We start from the raw sequence: 14,600 nt of genomic DNA on the forward strand, positions 1-14,600 counted from the left end.
TATGGCTACATGGAGTTCCAGAGGGCTTCGCGGCTCTACCTTAGAGGAATTGATTAACCGAACCTGTCAGCAGTACAGGGAGAAAAAGCTGGCGCTGATTCAGAAAGTGCCCACCCCCATTACGCCGGTGCGCATTGACCAGAACAGCCGTCACATTACCCTGGCCTATTTTGACCAGAAAAGTACGGTGGACTATATTGGGGCTGTCCAGGGAATTCCAGTGTGTTTTGACGCAAAGGAGTGCTGCACAGATAATTTTCCCCTGCAGAATATTCATGCTCATCAGGTGGAGTTTATGAAAGACTTTGAGAAGCAGCAGGGGATTGCTTTTTTGATTCTCTATTTTTCTCACAGAGATGAAATCTATTACATGCCTTTTCAAGAGATGTATGCCTTTTGGGAACGGGGGCAGAATGGGGGAAGGAAACACTTCAAATACAGCGAACTTTCGCCCCGGTGGTTTCTGCAGAGGACAGGCAGTATTATGGTTCCTTTTTTGGAGGGAATACAGAAAGATTTGGAGAGCAGATAAAGGGTAAAATAAATAAAAAGAAGAATTGACACTCTCAAGACTTTATGTTAGAATTTCCTAAAAAGTGAATTTTTTAACAAAGAGGAATTTGGTGGTTGTGCATAAAAGCAGAGAAAGGGGTGGACACATGAAGGGCAGAAAACAGGTACTGACGTGGACATTTCTTTCTGTGTTTCTGTTGGCACAGACCACCATTTTTTGTATACAGGACAGTGCGGTACAGCCGAAAGAGCAGGAAAGCGCAGAAGAAGGATTGGAACGACGGACGAGACCTGTAGGACATGCTCTGGTACATCGAGATGTAAAACATCTCCTCTACGGAGTGAAAAAAGGGAAAGCTACGTTTGGGCAGCAGGCTGTATGGCAGCAAGCGGGGGGACGGAAGAAGCCAGAGGAGGTCTGCAGCTATAGTAAGCAGAACTGCGGATGGATTCGGCCAAGGGAAACCAGCACTATACGGAGCGCTTTAAGAGCGCCGCCTTTTTTGCAGCACAGCGAAAAGGGCAGGGCATAAAAAGAAAAAGGAGCGCATGAGAAAAATGAAAAATACGCATAGAGACAAAATTGTAGTAGTAGGTGCAGGGAATGTAGGTGAGGCCATTGCCTACACCCTGATGGTAAGAGCACAGGCCAACGACATTGTACTGATTGATGTCAATGAAGACCGGGCAAAAGGAGCGGCCATTGACATTGCCCATGGAACCAGTTTCCACAAGCAGGTCTGGGTTAGACAGGGCGGTTATGAGGAATGCCGGGATGCACAGATTATCATTATCACAGCAGGAATTGCCAGAAAACCGGGACAGACACGTCTGGAACTGGCAAAAACCAATGTATCCATTGTAAAGAGCATTACAGAGAACATTATGAAATGTGCGGAAAATCCGTTGATTCTGGTGGTATCCAATCCTGCAGACATTACTACCATGGCGGTTCTGGAAACATCAGGACTTCCGGCAAACCGGGTTATCGGAAGCGGAACCTCTTTGGATACCGCAAGACTTCGCTATAATTTAAGTTCCAGACTGCATGTAAATGTAGAGGATATAAAGGCTTATATTACAGGAGAGCACGGAGACAGCCAGGTGGCTGTGTTAAGCTCTGCAACGGTAGGAGGCTTTCCTCTGGAAGAGTACGCAAGGCAGGTTGGAATTACTCTTGACAAAGAGGAACTGGCAGAACATACCAAAAACGGCGGTGCAGAAATTATTGGCTTAAAGGGCGCAACCTTCTATGGTGTGGCCATGGCGGTTTCCACCATTGTAGAAACCATTATGAAGGACAACAGCGCAATTCTTCCGGTAGCACATATGCTGGACGAAAGCTTTGGCAAGTGGGCAGGCGTTGCCGTATCCCTTCCATGCCGTGTGGGCTGGGAAGGCATTGAAGCAGCTTTCAAAATTCCTATGAATGAGGAAGAAGAAGCAGCTATGAACCGTTCCGTAGAGCTTTTGAAAGATTTCTGGGCACAGGTAAAAGAACAGTAAAACATCAGAAAAGGAGATTAAAACCATGGATAAAAAAGAATTTGCATTAAAACAGCACGAAGACTGGCAGGGAAAAATTGAAGTTATCAGCAGAGCAAAAATCGAGACACCGGAAGAACTGTCCGTTGCTTATACACCGGGCGTTGCAGAGCCATGTCTGAAAATTTCAGAAGATGTGGATTTGTCTTACAAATACACACGCCGCGGCAACATGGTAGCCGTTGTCACAGACGGAACCGCCGTTCTGGGACTGGGTGATATCGGACCGGAAGCAGGTATGCCGGTTATGGAAGGAAAATGCGCGCTGTTTAAAACTTTTGGCGATGTAGACGCTTTTCCGCTGTGTGTACGTTCCAAAGATGTAGACGACATTGTAAAAACCGTAAGTCTTCTGGCTGGCAGCTTTGGCGGTGTAAACCTGGAAGATATTTCTGCACCGAGATGTTTTGAAATCGAAAGAAAATTAAAAGAATGCTGTGATATTCCGATTTTCCACGATGACCAGCACGGTACTGCTGTGGTAACTGCAGCAGCGCTGATCAATGCATTGAAATTAACAGGCAAAAAATTGGATGAAATTAAAGTGGTAACCTCCGGGGCAGGTGCAGCCGGTATTGCCATTATCAAACTTTTGGTAAGCCTGGGACTGAAAAACGTGGTGATGTGCGACAGACAGGGCGCTATCTACAAAGGTCGTGAAAACTTAAACGCTGAGAAACAGGAAATGGCAGAAATCTGCAACCAGAACATGGAAAAAGGAACTCTGGAGGAAGTATTAAAAGGCGCGGATGTCTTCATCGGTGTATCCGCTCCGGGAACAGTAACGGAAGAAATGGTAAGAAACATGGCAGAAAAACCAATCCTCTTCCCAATGGCAAATCCGACACCGGAAATCATGCCGGATTTGGCGAAAAATGCAGGTGCAGCTGTTGTGGGAACCGGAAGAAGCGACTTCCCGAACCAGATTAACAACGTACTGGCATTCCCGGGTATCTTCCGCGGCGCTTTAGATGTGCGTGCTAAAGACATTAACGATGAAATGAAAGTGGCAGCTGCTTATGCCATCGCTGAGCTGGTAGAAGAGGATAAACTGTCTCCGGATTACATCATTCCGAATCCGTTTGACAAGAGAGTAGCTCCGGCTGTAGCAAAGGCTGTAGCAGAAGCTGCTAAAAAAACAGGTGTGGCAAGAATCTGATAAGACAGAAAACAGAATACAGAAAGTAACCAAAAGAGTGCAGCTTTTTACAGAGGCTGCACTTTTTCTGCTGTGCAAAGAAAAATTTCTATGCTTTTTCGCCCTGCTATGATAAAATAAACGTATTACAGAAAAGGATTCCTGTTTTCGGGAATTTATGGGGGAGGAATACTATGGAAAAACTGAATTACCGCCGCACCTTTTTTATCGGGTTGGCCTTTCTTTCCATCTGTGCTTTCTGGCAGATGTACGACAATATCATTCCGCTGATATTGCAGAATACGTTTCATTTGAATGAAACTTTCACGGGAATGATTATGGCCGCGGATAATGTGCTGGCTGTGTTTCTGCTTCCTTTTTTCGGCACTCTTTCGGACAAGGCGGATACGCCTCTGGGAAAGAGGACGCCTTTTATACTGGCAGGAACGGGTATCTCGATTGTTTTTCTGATGATACTGCCGGGGGCAGACCGGACAGAAAATTTTCTTGTGTTTGTGGTTTGTCTGGCCGTACTGCTGGTTTCCATGGGACTTTACCGCTCTCCGGCAGTGGCTTTGATGCCGGATTTGACACCTAAGCATTTGCGAAGCAAGGCCAATGCAGTGATTAATCTTATGGGAGCGGTAGGGGGTGTGTATACGCTGCTGCTGATTCGTTTTCTGGTAAAAGACGGCAGCCGTCCGGACTATACGGGAGTTTTTGCAGGCGTAGCCTTTATTATGACAGCGGCCGTTTTGCTCTTGCTGCTTACGGTGAGAGAGAAAAAGCTGGCGGCACAGATTGCAGCAGAAGAGATACAGGAAGAAAAAGAACAGGGAGAAGCTGTTGCAGCCCATACCAGCGAACTTCCAAAACCAGTGAAGAAAAGTCTGTATATGATATTGCTTTCCATCTTTTTCTGGTTTACTGCTTATAATGCCGTGACGACTGCCTTTTCCAGATATGCGGTAAAGGTGTGGAAGCTGGAGGGCGGCGGGTTTGCGGACTGCCTGATGATAGCCACCGCAGCAGCCATTGTCAGCTATATTCCCATTGGCTTTCTGTCGGAAGAATTCGGAAGGAAAAAGTGTATCCAGGGAGGTCTGGTGCTTTTGCTCCTCAGCTATCTGGGGGCAGCCTTTTTCCCGGTGTATCATCCTGCTATTAATATAGGCTTTGTGCTGATTGGCATGGGCTGGGCTTCTGTCAGTGTCAATTCCCTTCCTATGGTAGTGGAAATCTGCTCTCTGGGAGATGTGGGGAAATACACAGGTGTCTACTACACCTTTTCCATGGCTGCCCAGATATTTACCCCTGTTTTTTCGGGGTTTTTCATGCAGCATATATCTTACCGTGTACTTTTCCCTTATGCCTGCATTTTCACCTGCATGGCCATGGTGACCATGAGTATGGTACACCACGGGGACAGCAGACCACAGGAAAAGAAAAGTGTTTTAGAGCATTTTGATGTGGAGGATTAGCATATGAACAAAAAGAAGATTATGGGGTATACAGGACTGGGTTATCTGGCGCTTGTTATGCCCAGAATATTTCACAGACCGCAGAAGAGCCGGGAGACATATTATGCCCACAGAGGGCTGCACAACAATGCCGGAAATGCGCCGGAAAATTCCCTTGCGGCTTTTGAAAAAGCAGTGAAAGCAGGGTATGGGATTGAACTGGATGTGCAGCTTACCAGGGATAACCAGGTCGTGGTGACCCACGACTTTCATCTGCGGAGAAACTGCAATGTGCAGAAAGAAGTGGACGCATGCACTTACGAAGAACTGCAGCAGTACCCTATCTTTTTTTCAAAAGAGAGGATTCCTCTTTTGACAGAGGTGCTGAAGGTGGTAGATGGAAAAGTACCTCTGATTATTGAACTGAAATACAAAGAAAAGAGCAAAATCTGTGAAAAGACCGATGAAATATTGAAACAGTATCATGGAGCGTACTGTATAGAATCCTTTCATCCCCAGGTGCTTTTGTGGTATCGGAAACACAGGCCCCAGGTGTGCAGGGGACAGCTTTCCATGAATTACCAGAAGGAAGAAGGGTGGCGCAAGCCGCAGTATTACATCCTGCGGCATTTGCTCTTAAATTTCCTTACGAAACCGGACTTTATTGCTTATGACTGCAGAAGTCCGCATGCAGTATCCTTATGGATATGCAGACATCTCTTTCGGTGTCCGGCTTATGCCTGGACCGTAAAGAGCAAAAATCAGCTGGAACGCTGCAGAGGACAGTTTGACGCCTGGATTTTTGAAGGGTTCCGGCCGGAGAATGGACGGGAGTAGGACACATGGCAAAAAAAGTTTATGCAGTAAAAAAAGGAAAGACAACGGGAATTTTTCTCACCTGGGAGGAGTGCAGAAAAAATGTGAATGGATTTCCGGGAGCGCAGTATAAAAGTTTTCCCACTTTGCAGGAAGCAGAGCAGTATCTTACGCAGGGGACGGGAAAGGTTTCCCCTGCAGAGCAGGAAGAATCCGAGGGCTGTACGGCTTATGTGGACGGCAGCTTTGATGCGGCAAAGAAGGGATATTCTTATGGCTGTATTCTGCTCTGGCAGGGAAAAAAGATAGAAATGAGCAAGGCTTTTTATGGAACTGAGGATATCAGTATGAGAAATGTGGCAGGAGAGCTGGAGGGGGCTATGGCAGCCATGGCATATTGTGAGGAACACAAAATTCCCCTTCTGCACCTGTATTACGATTATCAGGGCATTGAGTCCTGGGCCACGGGAGAGTGGAAACGCAATAGACCGGGAACCATCCGCTATAAAGCGTACTTCGACAGTTTAAAAAACGTGCAGGTTGTCTTCCACAAGGTAAAGGGACACAGCGGAGTGGAACTGAACGAGGCAGTGGATGCTCTGGCAAAGGCAGCCCTTGGCATCAGGTAAAGGGTTGTGAAAGAAAAAGAAAAGGAGGGATGGCATATGGTAAGTCAGAAAGTGAAAATCCTGAATCCGTCAGGACTGCACTTGAAAACAGCTACGGTTTTGTCAAACAGTATTTTGAAATATGATGCGCTTGTGCAGTTTCAATATGAAAAAAATAATGTAAAGGGTACGGTGAATCTGAAAAGCCTGTTGAGTATTGTGGCGGCCGGCGTTCGCCAGGGACAGGAGATTGAAATAACCTGTGAGGGAAAAGACGAGAAGGAAGCCCTTCGGGCTGCTGTGCAGGCAGTAGAGAGCGGTCTGGGAGAAAACCTGAAAAAGTAGGCTCCGCACAAAATGGACGGGAGAGGACAGAAGAAAGATAAAATCTTACAGAAAGCAGCGGAAGGGATATGTGGACAGACTTTCCCGGGCAAGAAAGAAAATAAAGTACTACCTCTGGGTTCTGGGTATTCTTGCGCTGGGAATTATAGGGTATGGCTTATACGGTATGCTGTATATGAGAAAGCAGGAGGCCTGTATAGGGAAAATGACAGGGGTACTGGCTATTAGTTTTTTGGTTTTTGGAATCCTCTTTTTTCTGCTTTTTAAGAGTTATAACGAAAGCGGAAAAAGACTGGAGCAGCTGGCGTTTTCAGATGAAATTACCGGAGGCATTAATAAAATGGAGTTTGCCATGCGCTATCAGGAACTGTGCAGAAAACAAAAGGCTGATCAGTATGCGTTGGTTTTCATGGATTCTGTGGATTTTAAACAGATTAATGAAACCCTGGGAAAGCAGAATGGAGACAAAATGCTGCGATATTTCTACACGGTAATCGAAAAATTTCTGGACAAAGAGGAATATGAGTTTGCCGCCCGTACAGAAATGGATCATTTTTTTCTCTGCCTGAAGGAAAGAGAACCACAGAAGCTCCAGAAACGGATGGAGAAAATTATAAGGGAAATCAATTCTTTTCAATATACGGATTTGCCCAGGTATAGAGTGAAATTTCGTCTGGGCGCCAGCTTTGTGAAAGATAACGGGACAGATATCACTGTGATTCAGGACCAGACAAGAGCTGCATTAAAGAGCCAGACCGCAAAAGAGGCGGGAAAGTGCGCTTTTTATAATTGTGAGGTGGCACAGAAGCAGCAGAGGGAAAGAGAAATGAATAACCGCTTTGTCCAAGCGCTGGCTGATGAAGAGTTTCAGGTATATCTGCAGCCCAAAGTCAGCTTGCAGCAAAGAAAAATTAAGGGAGCTGAAGCACTGGTCAGATGGGATTATCCGGGAAGAGGGATTTTGCCGCTTTCGGAATTTATTCCTCTTTTGGAGAACAGCGGAAAAATCCAGGCATTGGAAAAGTATATTTTTGAAAGAGTTTGCAGATGGCTGAAGCAGAGGGAAGGGGAGAAGAAAAAATTATATCCGGTTTCCGTAAACCTTTCCAGAAGTCATTTTGCAAGAGAAGATTTTATGGAAGATTTTATCCGTATTGCAGATGATTATAGGGTGGATAAATCACTTTTGAAATTTGAAGTCACAGAGACGCTGTTTCTGGAGCATGCTCATTTGTCCAGGGTGGAGGAGGGAATCCGGATTATGCATGAGCAGGGATTTCTTTGTTCTCTGGATGATTTTGGATCAGGCTATTCGTCTTTCACTATGTTGAAGGATTTTGACATTGATGTACTGAAGCTGGACCGTTCGTTTTTCTTGGATTTGCACAGCGAAAAGGCAAGAAGTATCATCGCATGTATTCAGGAACTGGCAGAGAGCCAGCATATAAAAACCGTAGCAGAGGGGATTGAAACACAGGAGCAGCTGGCGTATGTGAACTCCATGCACTGTGATGTGATACAGGGTTTTTATTTTTCCAGACCCCTGCCCTTAAAAGAGTTTGAAACCTGGGCGGATACGTTTGTCTTTCCCGATTTCGAGATAAATATGTGCGGGGGGGGGTAAATCCCTGCAGCTAAACAGAGCTGCTGCATTTTGCAGCAAGCTCTGTTTCTTTCTGAAACTGTAAATACAAAACGAACAACACAAGGAGGAATCAGATGCTGACTATTGGTTGTCATTTATCATCAGCAAAGGGCTATACCGCCATGGCAAAGGAGGCGGAGAAAATCCATGCCAATACCTTTCAGTTTTTTACCAGAAACCCCAGGGGCGCCAGAGCAAAGGAAATCAATCCCGAAGATGTAAAAATTTTCCATAAAAAAGCAAAAGAGCAGGGGATTGCGCAGATTCTGGCCCACGCGCCTTATACCTTAAATGCCTGCTCCGCAGATGAGAGTGTGCGGGAATTTGCAGTAAACACCATGCGGGACGATTTGCAGAGAATGGAATACACGCCGGGAAACTGCTATAACTTTCACCCGGGCAGTCATGTAAAACAGGGGCCAGAGACGGGCATTGCCTATATTGCCCAAATGCTCAATGAACTGCTGAAAAAGGATCAGAGTACCACGGTACTTTTGGAAACCATGGCGGGGAAGGGCAGCGAAGTGGGAAGAAATTTTGAAGAACTGCGGGAAATTCTGGACAGGGTAGAACTGCAGGAAAAAATGGGCGTGTGCCTGGACACCTGCCATGTGTATGACGCCGGTTATGATATTGTAACGGATTTGGACGGTGTTCTGACAGAATTTGATAAGGTTATCGGACTGAACCGGCTAAGGGCTGTTCACTTAAATGACAGTATGTTTGGCCTGAGCAGCCACAAGGACCGCCATGCCAGAATCGGGGAAGGGAAAATCGGGCTGGAAGCCATTGTCCGTGTCATCAACCATCCGGCCCTTTCGCATCTGCCTTTTTATCTGGAAACGCCCAATGATTTAGAGGGATATGCCAGAGAAATTGCACTTTTGCGGGAAGCTTATAAAGAATAATGGGTTTTTTGAAAAGAAAAAAAGGAAATCGCCAAGGAATCGGAAATAATTATTGTGAAAGATTCTTTTGAAGAAAGACAGGTGACTGCCTATGAATATCCGCGAGCAAATGGAACAAAGGGAACTGCAGTTTTTAAATCCCTATGCGTCCTGCAGTATCCGTTCTAAGGGAAGGGACCGGCAGGAGACGGAATGTGATATACGAACTGTATACCAGCGGGACAGGGACCGGATTGTCCACTGCAAGTCTTTTCGCAGAATGAAAGACAAGACCCAGGTGTTTTTAGCGCCCCAGGGGGATCATTACCGGAACCGTCTGACCCATACCCTGGAAGTTTCTCAGACAGCCAGAACCGTGGCAAAGGCGCTGTGCTTAAATGAAGATTTGGTAGAGGCCATTGCCCTGGGCCATGATTTGGGTCATACGCCTTTTGGGCATGCAGGAGAGCGGGCACTGAACCGGGTATGCCCTCTGGGATTTGCCCACTATAAACAGAGTGTCCGGGTGGTGGAGCGTCTGGAAAAGGACGGCAGAGGGTTAAATCTGACCCGGGAAGTCCGGGACGGGATGTTAAATCACAGAACCAGCGGTACGCCTCACACCCTGGAGGGACAGGTGGTGCGCTACTGTGACAAGATTTCCTATATTCACCATGATATGGACGATGCCCAGAGAGCGGGGATTATTACGGAAGATGATATTCCTATTACCCTTCGCATGCTGCTGGGATATACCACCAGGGAACGGCTGAATACCTTTGTCCATGACATTGTGGAACACAGTCAGGGAAAAGACCGGATTTCCATGTCACCGGAAATCGAGGAGGGGCTTCGGGATATCCGTGCCCTGATGTTTCAGGATGTGTATCTGAACCCTGTGGCAAAGGGAGAGGAAGAAAAGGCAGAGCATGTAGTGGAAGAATTGTATCTGTACTACAGCAGATATCCGGAGAAAATGTCGGAGGAATATCGGAAACTTCTGTATGAGGAGGAACCGAAAGAGCGAGTAGTATGTGATTATATATCAGGAATGACAGACCAGTATTCTTTAGAAAAATTTCGGGATATCTTTATTCCCAGAGGCTGGAGCGTTCCTGGAAAAGGGCAGTAGAAATGAGGGAGCAGTATGTATTATTCCGATGAAATCATAGAGGAAGTCCGTATGAAAAATGACATTGTGGATGTGATTTCCGGATATGTGAAATTGCAGCGAAAGGGCAGTTCGTATTTCGGACTGTGTCCTTTTCACAATGAGAAATCCCCTTCCTTTTCCGTCAGCCCGGACAAGCAGATGTATTACTGCTTTGGCTGCGGGGCAGGAGGAAATGTTTTCACCTTCATTATGGAATATGAAAACTACAATTTTGTAGAGGCATTAAAATATCTGGCAGAGCGGGCCGGAGTGAGGCTTCCGGAAGAGGAATTTTCCAAAGAGGCCAGGGCGTCTGCAGATTTGAAGTCCCGGCTTTTGGAGATACAGAAGCGGGCGGCTTCTTTTTATTATTATCAGCTTTGGCAGGAAAGTGGCAGGCAGGGACTGGATTATCTGAAAAACCGTCAGCTTTCCGATGAAACCATTAAAAAGTTCGGGCTGGGCTATTCCCCCAAGTATTCCGGTACGCTTTACAAATATTTAAAGAGCAAGGGCTATACGGACGAGCTTTTAAAGGAGTCAGGGCTGTTTCATATCGAGGAACGAAGAGGCATGCAGGATAAGTTCTGGAATCGTGTCATGTTTCCCATTATGGATGTGAACAACCGGGTAATTGGCTTTGGGGGCCGTGTTATGGGAGACGCCAAGCCAAAGTATTTGAATTCTCCGGAGACAAAGGTTTTTGATAAAAGCCGGAATCTGTATGGGCTGAATATTGCCAGAACCTCCAGAAAACCCTATCTCATCATCTGTGAGGGATATATGGATGTCATTGCCATGCATCAGGCTGGCTTCAACAATGCAGTGGCGTCTCTGGGAACGGCCCTGACTTCGGGGCATGCCAGCCTCATGAGCCGGTATACAAAAGAGGTGCTTCTGACTTATGACAGCGATGAGGCGGGACAGAAGGCGGCCCTTCGGGGGATTCCGATTTTAAAGGCAGCAGGAATCCGGCCGAGAGTGGTCAATCTGACCCCTTATAAAGACCCGGATGAATTTATCAAAGCAGAGGGAAGAGAGACCTTTGAGAAACGCCTGGAGGAAGCAGAAAATGCGTTTTTGTTTGAAATACGGGTTTTAGAAAAACAATATGATTTATCTGACCCGGAGAGCAAAACGGCATTTTTCCGGGAGATAGCCAGAAAGCTGCTGGAATTTCCGGAGGAACTGGAGAGAAATAATTATATAGAAAGTCTTTCCGGTATTTATCAGATTAAATTTGAAGACTTGCGAAAAATGGTGAACAATATGGCTCTTTCGGCTGTGTCTTCCCAGCCCCGTACACCCCGTATCCGGGAAACAGGCGGGAAAAAGGACAGCAGGGAGGACGGCGGACGCAAAGCCCAGCGGCTGATGCTGACCTGTCTGACCTCTTATCCTTCTATGTTTGACACCATTGCAGGTTACATCACACCGGAGGATTTTGTCACGCCTCTGTATCACCGGGCAGCCGAACTGGTCTTTGCGCAGCATGAGGAGGGAGAGGTAAATCCCGCCAGACTGCTGAACCAGTTTTCAGACCCGGAGGAGCAGAAGGAAGTCACCGCCCTTTTTCATGCAACCCTGCATTTGGAAGGGGAGGAAGAGGCCAGAAAGGCTGTATTGGAAACTGTGTGCCGTTTAAAGAGGGACAGCATTACATGGAAGAATGAACATCTGGCCCCGACAGACCTGGCAGGGCTGCAGCAAATCGTAGAGGCCAGAAAGAGGCTGGAGGATTTGGAGCGGGGCAGAGTTACCCTGCATATTTCCTTTGATTGAGGAAACCATATAGAAGAAAATCAGATAAAAGTAAGAACACATGGAAAAACTTATAGAGTAAAGAATTGAGAGGATGGAACATTTATGGAAATGAACATGGCGAAATTCAGTGAGAAACTGGGAGAACTCATGGAACTGGCTAAAAAGAAGAAAAATGTACTGGAGTATCAGGAAATCAATGATTTCTTTAAGGATTTTCCTTTGGACCCGGAACATTTGGACAAGGTCTTTGATTTCCTGGAAGCAAACGGCATTGACGTGCTGCGGATTCAGGACAACGATATGGACGATTTGATTATCGGGGATGACGATGATTTGAATCTCAGCGAAGAAGACGAAGTAGATATGGAAAACATTGACCTTTCCGTTCCGGAAGGCGTCAGCATTGAAGACCCGGTTCGTATGTATTTAAAGGAAATCGGAAAAGTGCCTCTTTTAAGTGCAGAGGAAGAAATCACTCTGGCCAAGAGAATGGAAAACGGAGATGAAAGTGCGAAAAAACGTCTGGCAGAAGCCAACCTTCGTCTGGTAGTCAGCATTGCAAAGCGTTATGTGGGACGCGGTATGCTGTTCCTGGATTTGATTCAGGAGGGAAATCTGGGTCTTATCAAAGCGGTGGAAAAATTTGATTACCGTAAGGGATATAAGTTTTCCACTTATGCAACCTGGTGGATTCGTCAGGCCATTACCAGAGCAATTGCAGACCAGGCCAGAACCATTCGTATTCCGGTGCATATGGTAGAGACTATCAACAAGCTGATTCGTGTTTCCCGCCAGCTTTTGCAGGAACTGGGAAGAGAGCCTCAGCCTGAGGAAATTGCAAAGGAAATGAATATGTCCGTAGACCGTGTAAGGGAAATTCTGAAAATTTCCCAGGAGCCGGTTTCTCTGGAAACCCCTATCGGTGAAGAGGAAGACAGTCATCTGGGAGATTTTATTCAGGACGACAATGTGCCGGTTCCTGCAGATGCCGCCGCCTTTACTCTTTTGAAAGAACAGTTGGTAGAGGTTCTGGGAACCCTGACAGAGAGAGAGCAGAAGGTGCTGCGTCTGCGTTTCGGTCTGGATGACGGAAGAGCCAGAACCCTGGAAGAAGTAGGAAAAGAATTTAACGTTACCAGAGAGCGTATCCGTCAGATTGAGGCAAAGGCTCTTAGAAAACTCCGCCATCCGAGCCGCAGCCGCAAGCTGAAAGATTATCTGGATTAAGGAAGAATCGTATGAGAGAACTACAAATTTCCAGAAGGCTGAAAGCCGTTGCCGGATTTGTGGGGAAGGGCTGTGTGCTGGCAGACGTAGGCTGTGACCACGGTTATATCCCCATTTATCTGCTGCAGAAGGAACAGATTCCGAAGGCCATTGCCATGGACGTAAACGAGGGTCCTCTGCTGCGGGCAAAAGCTCATATTCGGGAATGGGGATTGGAAAATTACATAGAAACCCGTCTTTCAGATGGTGTGCAGGCTCTGAAAAGAGGAGAAGTCCAAAGTGTGGTGATTGCTGGCATGGGCGGTCCTTTAATGGAAAAGATTCTTTTGGAGGGACGGGAGGTTCTTTTGGAGATTTCGGAACTGATTTTGCAGCCCCAGTCCGAAATTGCCCATTTCCGCAAGTTTCTGGCACAGCAGGGATACCGGATCGTGCAGGAGGACATGATAGAAGAAGAGGGAAAATATTATCCCATGATGAAAGCCGTACATGGGAAAATGTCCTGGAAGACAGAGGTGGAATATGTATACGGCGGAGAACTTCTAAGACAGAAGCACCCTGTTTTGAAGCAGTATCTGAAGGGGCAGCAGCAAAAGGCAGAAAAGCTTTTAGAAAGCCTGCAGAAATCAGAAACAGAATCTGCAAAAAAGAGGACTGCAGAACTTCAGCAGGAAATTGCACAGAGAAAAGAGGCGCTGGCTTATTATGAAGGCGAATGAAATTATAGAGAAAATAGAAGAAAAATATCCCGTGTCTTTTGCAGAAAACTGGGATAATTCCGGCTTTCTTGTAGGGGATAGAGAGTGGGAGGTAAAGAAAATCTTTCTGGCGCTGGATGTGACGGATGAAACCTTAAACAGAGCCATTGCAGCAGGGGCGGATATGATGATTACCCACCATCCTCTGATTTTTTCAGGAATGAAGCAGGTAACAGCCGGAGATTTTATCGGACGACGCATTTTGAAACTCATAGAAAATCACATTTGTTACTATGCCATGCACACGAATTTTGATGTGCTGGGAATGGCAGACCTCAGCGCAGATTTGCTGAAGCTCACAAAGCGGCAGGTACTGGAGGTTACGTTTGAAGAAGAGAACCGCCGGGAAGGCATTGGAAGAGTGGGAATGCTGCCCGAAGAGATGACTTTGGAAGCATGCGGCAGATTTGTGAAAGAGCAGTACGACCTGCCTTTTGTAAAGCTGTATGGCAATCCGGAACAGAAAGTGCGCAAAGCGGCAGTCTGTACCGGTTCCGGTAAGAGCCTGATGCAAGAGGTACTCCGACAGAAGGCACAGGTTTATGTGACAGCAGATATGGATTACCATTCCTCCATAGATGCGGTGGCGCAGGGAGTGGCGGTCATCGACGCAGGTCACTATGGTACCGAATACATTTTTATGGAATACATGAAACAGGAGCTGCGGAAGATGACACCGGATTTGGAGGTGGAAACCATGGAAGTTTCGCACCCCTGCAGAGTACTTTAAAACAGGGTTTT

The 14,600-nt window shown here is 46.5% G+C and carries 15 protein-coding genes; all 15 read left to right on the plus strand.

The features are described from left to right. The first annotated feature begins 1 nt into the window (after position 1). The 15 genes from WBS51_RS02195 to WBS51_RS02265 all read left to right on the plus strand — a co-directional run bounded on the left by WBS51_RS02195 (position 2) and on the right by WBS51_RS02265 (position 14,589). Positions 2 to 532 carry a Holliday junction resolvase RecU gene (locus WBS51_RS02195; RefSeq protein WP_173749120.1) on the plus strand — a complete coding sequence of 177 codons (531 nt, stop codon included), beginning with the start codon at positions 2 to 4 and terminating at the stop codon, positions 530 to 532. 127 nt (positions 533 to 659) lie between these two features. Continuing rightward, the gene (locus tag WBS51_RS02200) at positions 660 to 1,046 is read left to right on the plus strand and encodes a hypothetical protein (RefSeq protein WP_291682151.1); all 387 of its coding nucleotides are present in this window, start codon (positions 660 to 662) and stop codon (positions 1,044 to 1,046) included. Between the two features lie 16 nt (positions 1,047 to 1,062). Beyond that, a complete protein-coding gene (locus tag WBS51_RS02205; RefSeq protein WP_342694037.1) occupies positions 1,063 to 2,019 on the plus strand; it encodes an L-lactate dehydrogenase in 957 nt (318 codons plus the stop codon). A 25-nt stretch (positions 2,020 to 2,044) separates the two neighbouring features. Continuing rightward, positions 2,045 to 3,217 (plus strand): NAD(P)-dependent malic enzyme, encoded by a 1,173-nt coding sequence (locus tag WBS51_RS02210; protein WP_173749117.1) that lies wholly within the window; start codon positions 2,045 to 2,047, stop codon positions 3,215 to 3,217. Between the two features lie 173 nt (positions 3,218 to 3,390). After that, complete coding sequence (locus WBS51_RS02215) at positions 3,391 to 4,677, plus strand: MFS transporter (RefSeq protein ID WP_173749116.1); 1,287 nt, start codon at positions 3,391 to 3,393, stop codon at positions 4,675 to 4,677. A gap of 3 nt (positions 4,678 to 4,680) precedes the next feature. Then, entirely contained in the window at positions 4,681 to 5,493 is an 813-nt protein-coding gene (locus WBS51_RS02220; protein ID WP_173749115.1) for a glycerophosphodiester phosphodiesterase family protein, read from the plus strand. 5 nt (positions 5,494 to 5,498) lie between these two features. Then, complete coding sequence (locus WBS51_RS02225) at positions 5,499 to 6,101, plus strand: ribonuclease H family protein (protein WP_291682145.1); 603 nt, start codon at positions 5,499 to 5,501, stop codon at positions 6,099 to 6,101. A gap of 36 nt (positions 6,102 to 6,137) precedes the next feature. Further along, positions 6,138 to 6,425 carry an HPr family phosphocarrier protein gene (locus WBS51_RS02230; protein ID WP_173749113.1) on the plus strand — a complete coding sequence of 96 codons (288 nt, stop codon included), beginning with the start codon at positions 6,138 to 6,140 and terminating at the stop codon, positions 6,423 to 6,425. A gap of 70 nt (positions 6,426 to 6,495) precedes the next feature. Further along, on the plus strand, positions 6,496 to 8,049 hold the full coding sequence (locus WBS51_RS02235) for a putative bifunctional diguanylate cyclase/phosphodiesterase (RefSeq protein ID WP_294460967.1): 1,554 nt from the start codon (positions 6,496 to 6,498) through the stop codon (positions 8,047 to 8,049). 95 nt (positions 8,050 to 8,144) lie between these two features. Continuing rightward, entirely contained in the window at positions 8,145 to 8,978 is an 834-nt protein-coding gene (locus WBS51_RS02240; RefSeq protein ID WP_173749111.1) for a deoxyribonuclease IV, read from the plus strand. A 91-nt stretch (positions 8,979 to 9,069) separates the two neighbouring features. Next, entirely contained in the window at positions 9,070 to 10,089 is a 1,020-nt protein-coding gene (locus tag WBS51_RS02245; protein WP_173749110.1) for a deoxyguanosinetriphosphate triphosphohydrolase, read from the plus strand. 15 nt (positions 10,090 to 10,104) lie between these two features. After that, complete coding sequence (gene dnaG, locus WBS51_RS02250) at positions 10,105 to 11,892, plus strand: DNA primase (RefSeq protein ID WP_173749109.1); 1,788 nt, start codon at positions 10,105 to 10,107, stop codon at positions 11,890 to 11,892. A gap of 84 nt (positions 11,893 to 11,976) precedes the next feature. Continuing rightward, positions 11,977 to 13,101, plus strand: coding sequence for an RNA polymerase sigma factor RpoD (gene rpoD, locus WBS51_RS02255; protein ID WP_173749108.1), 1,125 nt, complete (start codon positions 11,977 to 11,979; stop codon positions 13,099 to 13,101). A gap of 11 nt (positions 13,102 to 13,112) precedes the next feature. Beyond that, the gene (locus tag WBS51_RS02260; protein ID WP_173749107.1) at positions 13,113 to 13,820 is read left to right on the plus strand and encodes a tRNA (adenine(22)-N(1))-methyltransferase; all 708 of its coding nucleotides are present in this window, start codon (positions 13,113 to 13,115) and stop codon (positions 13,818 to 13,820) included. Continuing rightward, positions 13,807 to 14,589: a Nif3-like dinuclear metal center hexameric protein gene (locus tag WBS51_RS02265; protein ID WP_173749106.1), complete on the plus strand. Its 783-nt coding sequence runs from the start codon at positions 13,807 to 13,809 to the stop codon at positions 14,587 to 14,589. The genes WBS51_RS02260 and WBS51_RS02265 overlap by 14 nt, the downstream gene beginning before the upstream one ends. Positions 14,590 to 14,600: the final 11 nt, after the last annotated feature.

The sequence above is a fragment of the Blautia acetica genome (assembly GCF_038739805.1).
Classification (GTDB): domain Bacteria; phylum Bacillota; class Clostridia; order Lachnospirales; family Lachnospiraceae; genus Blautia.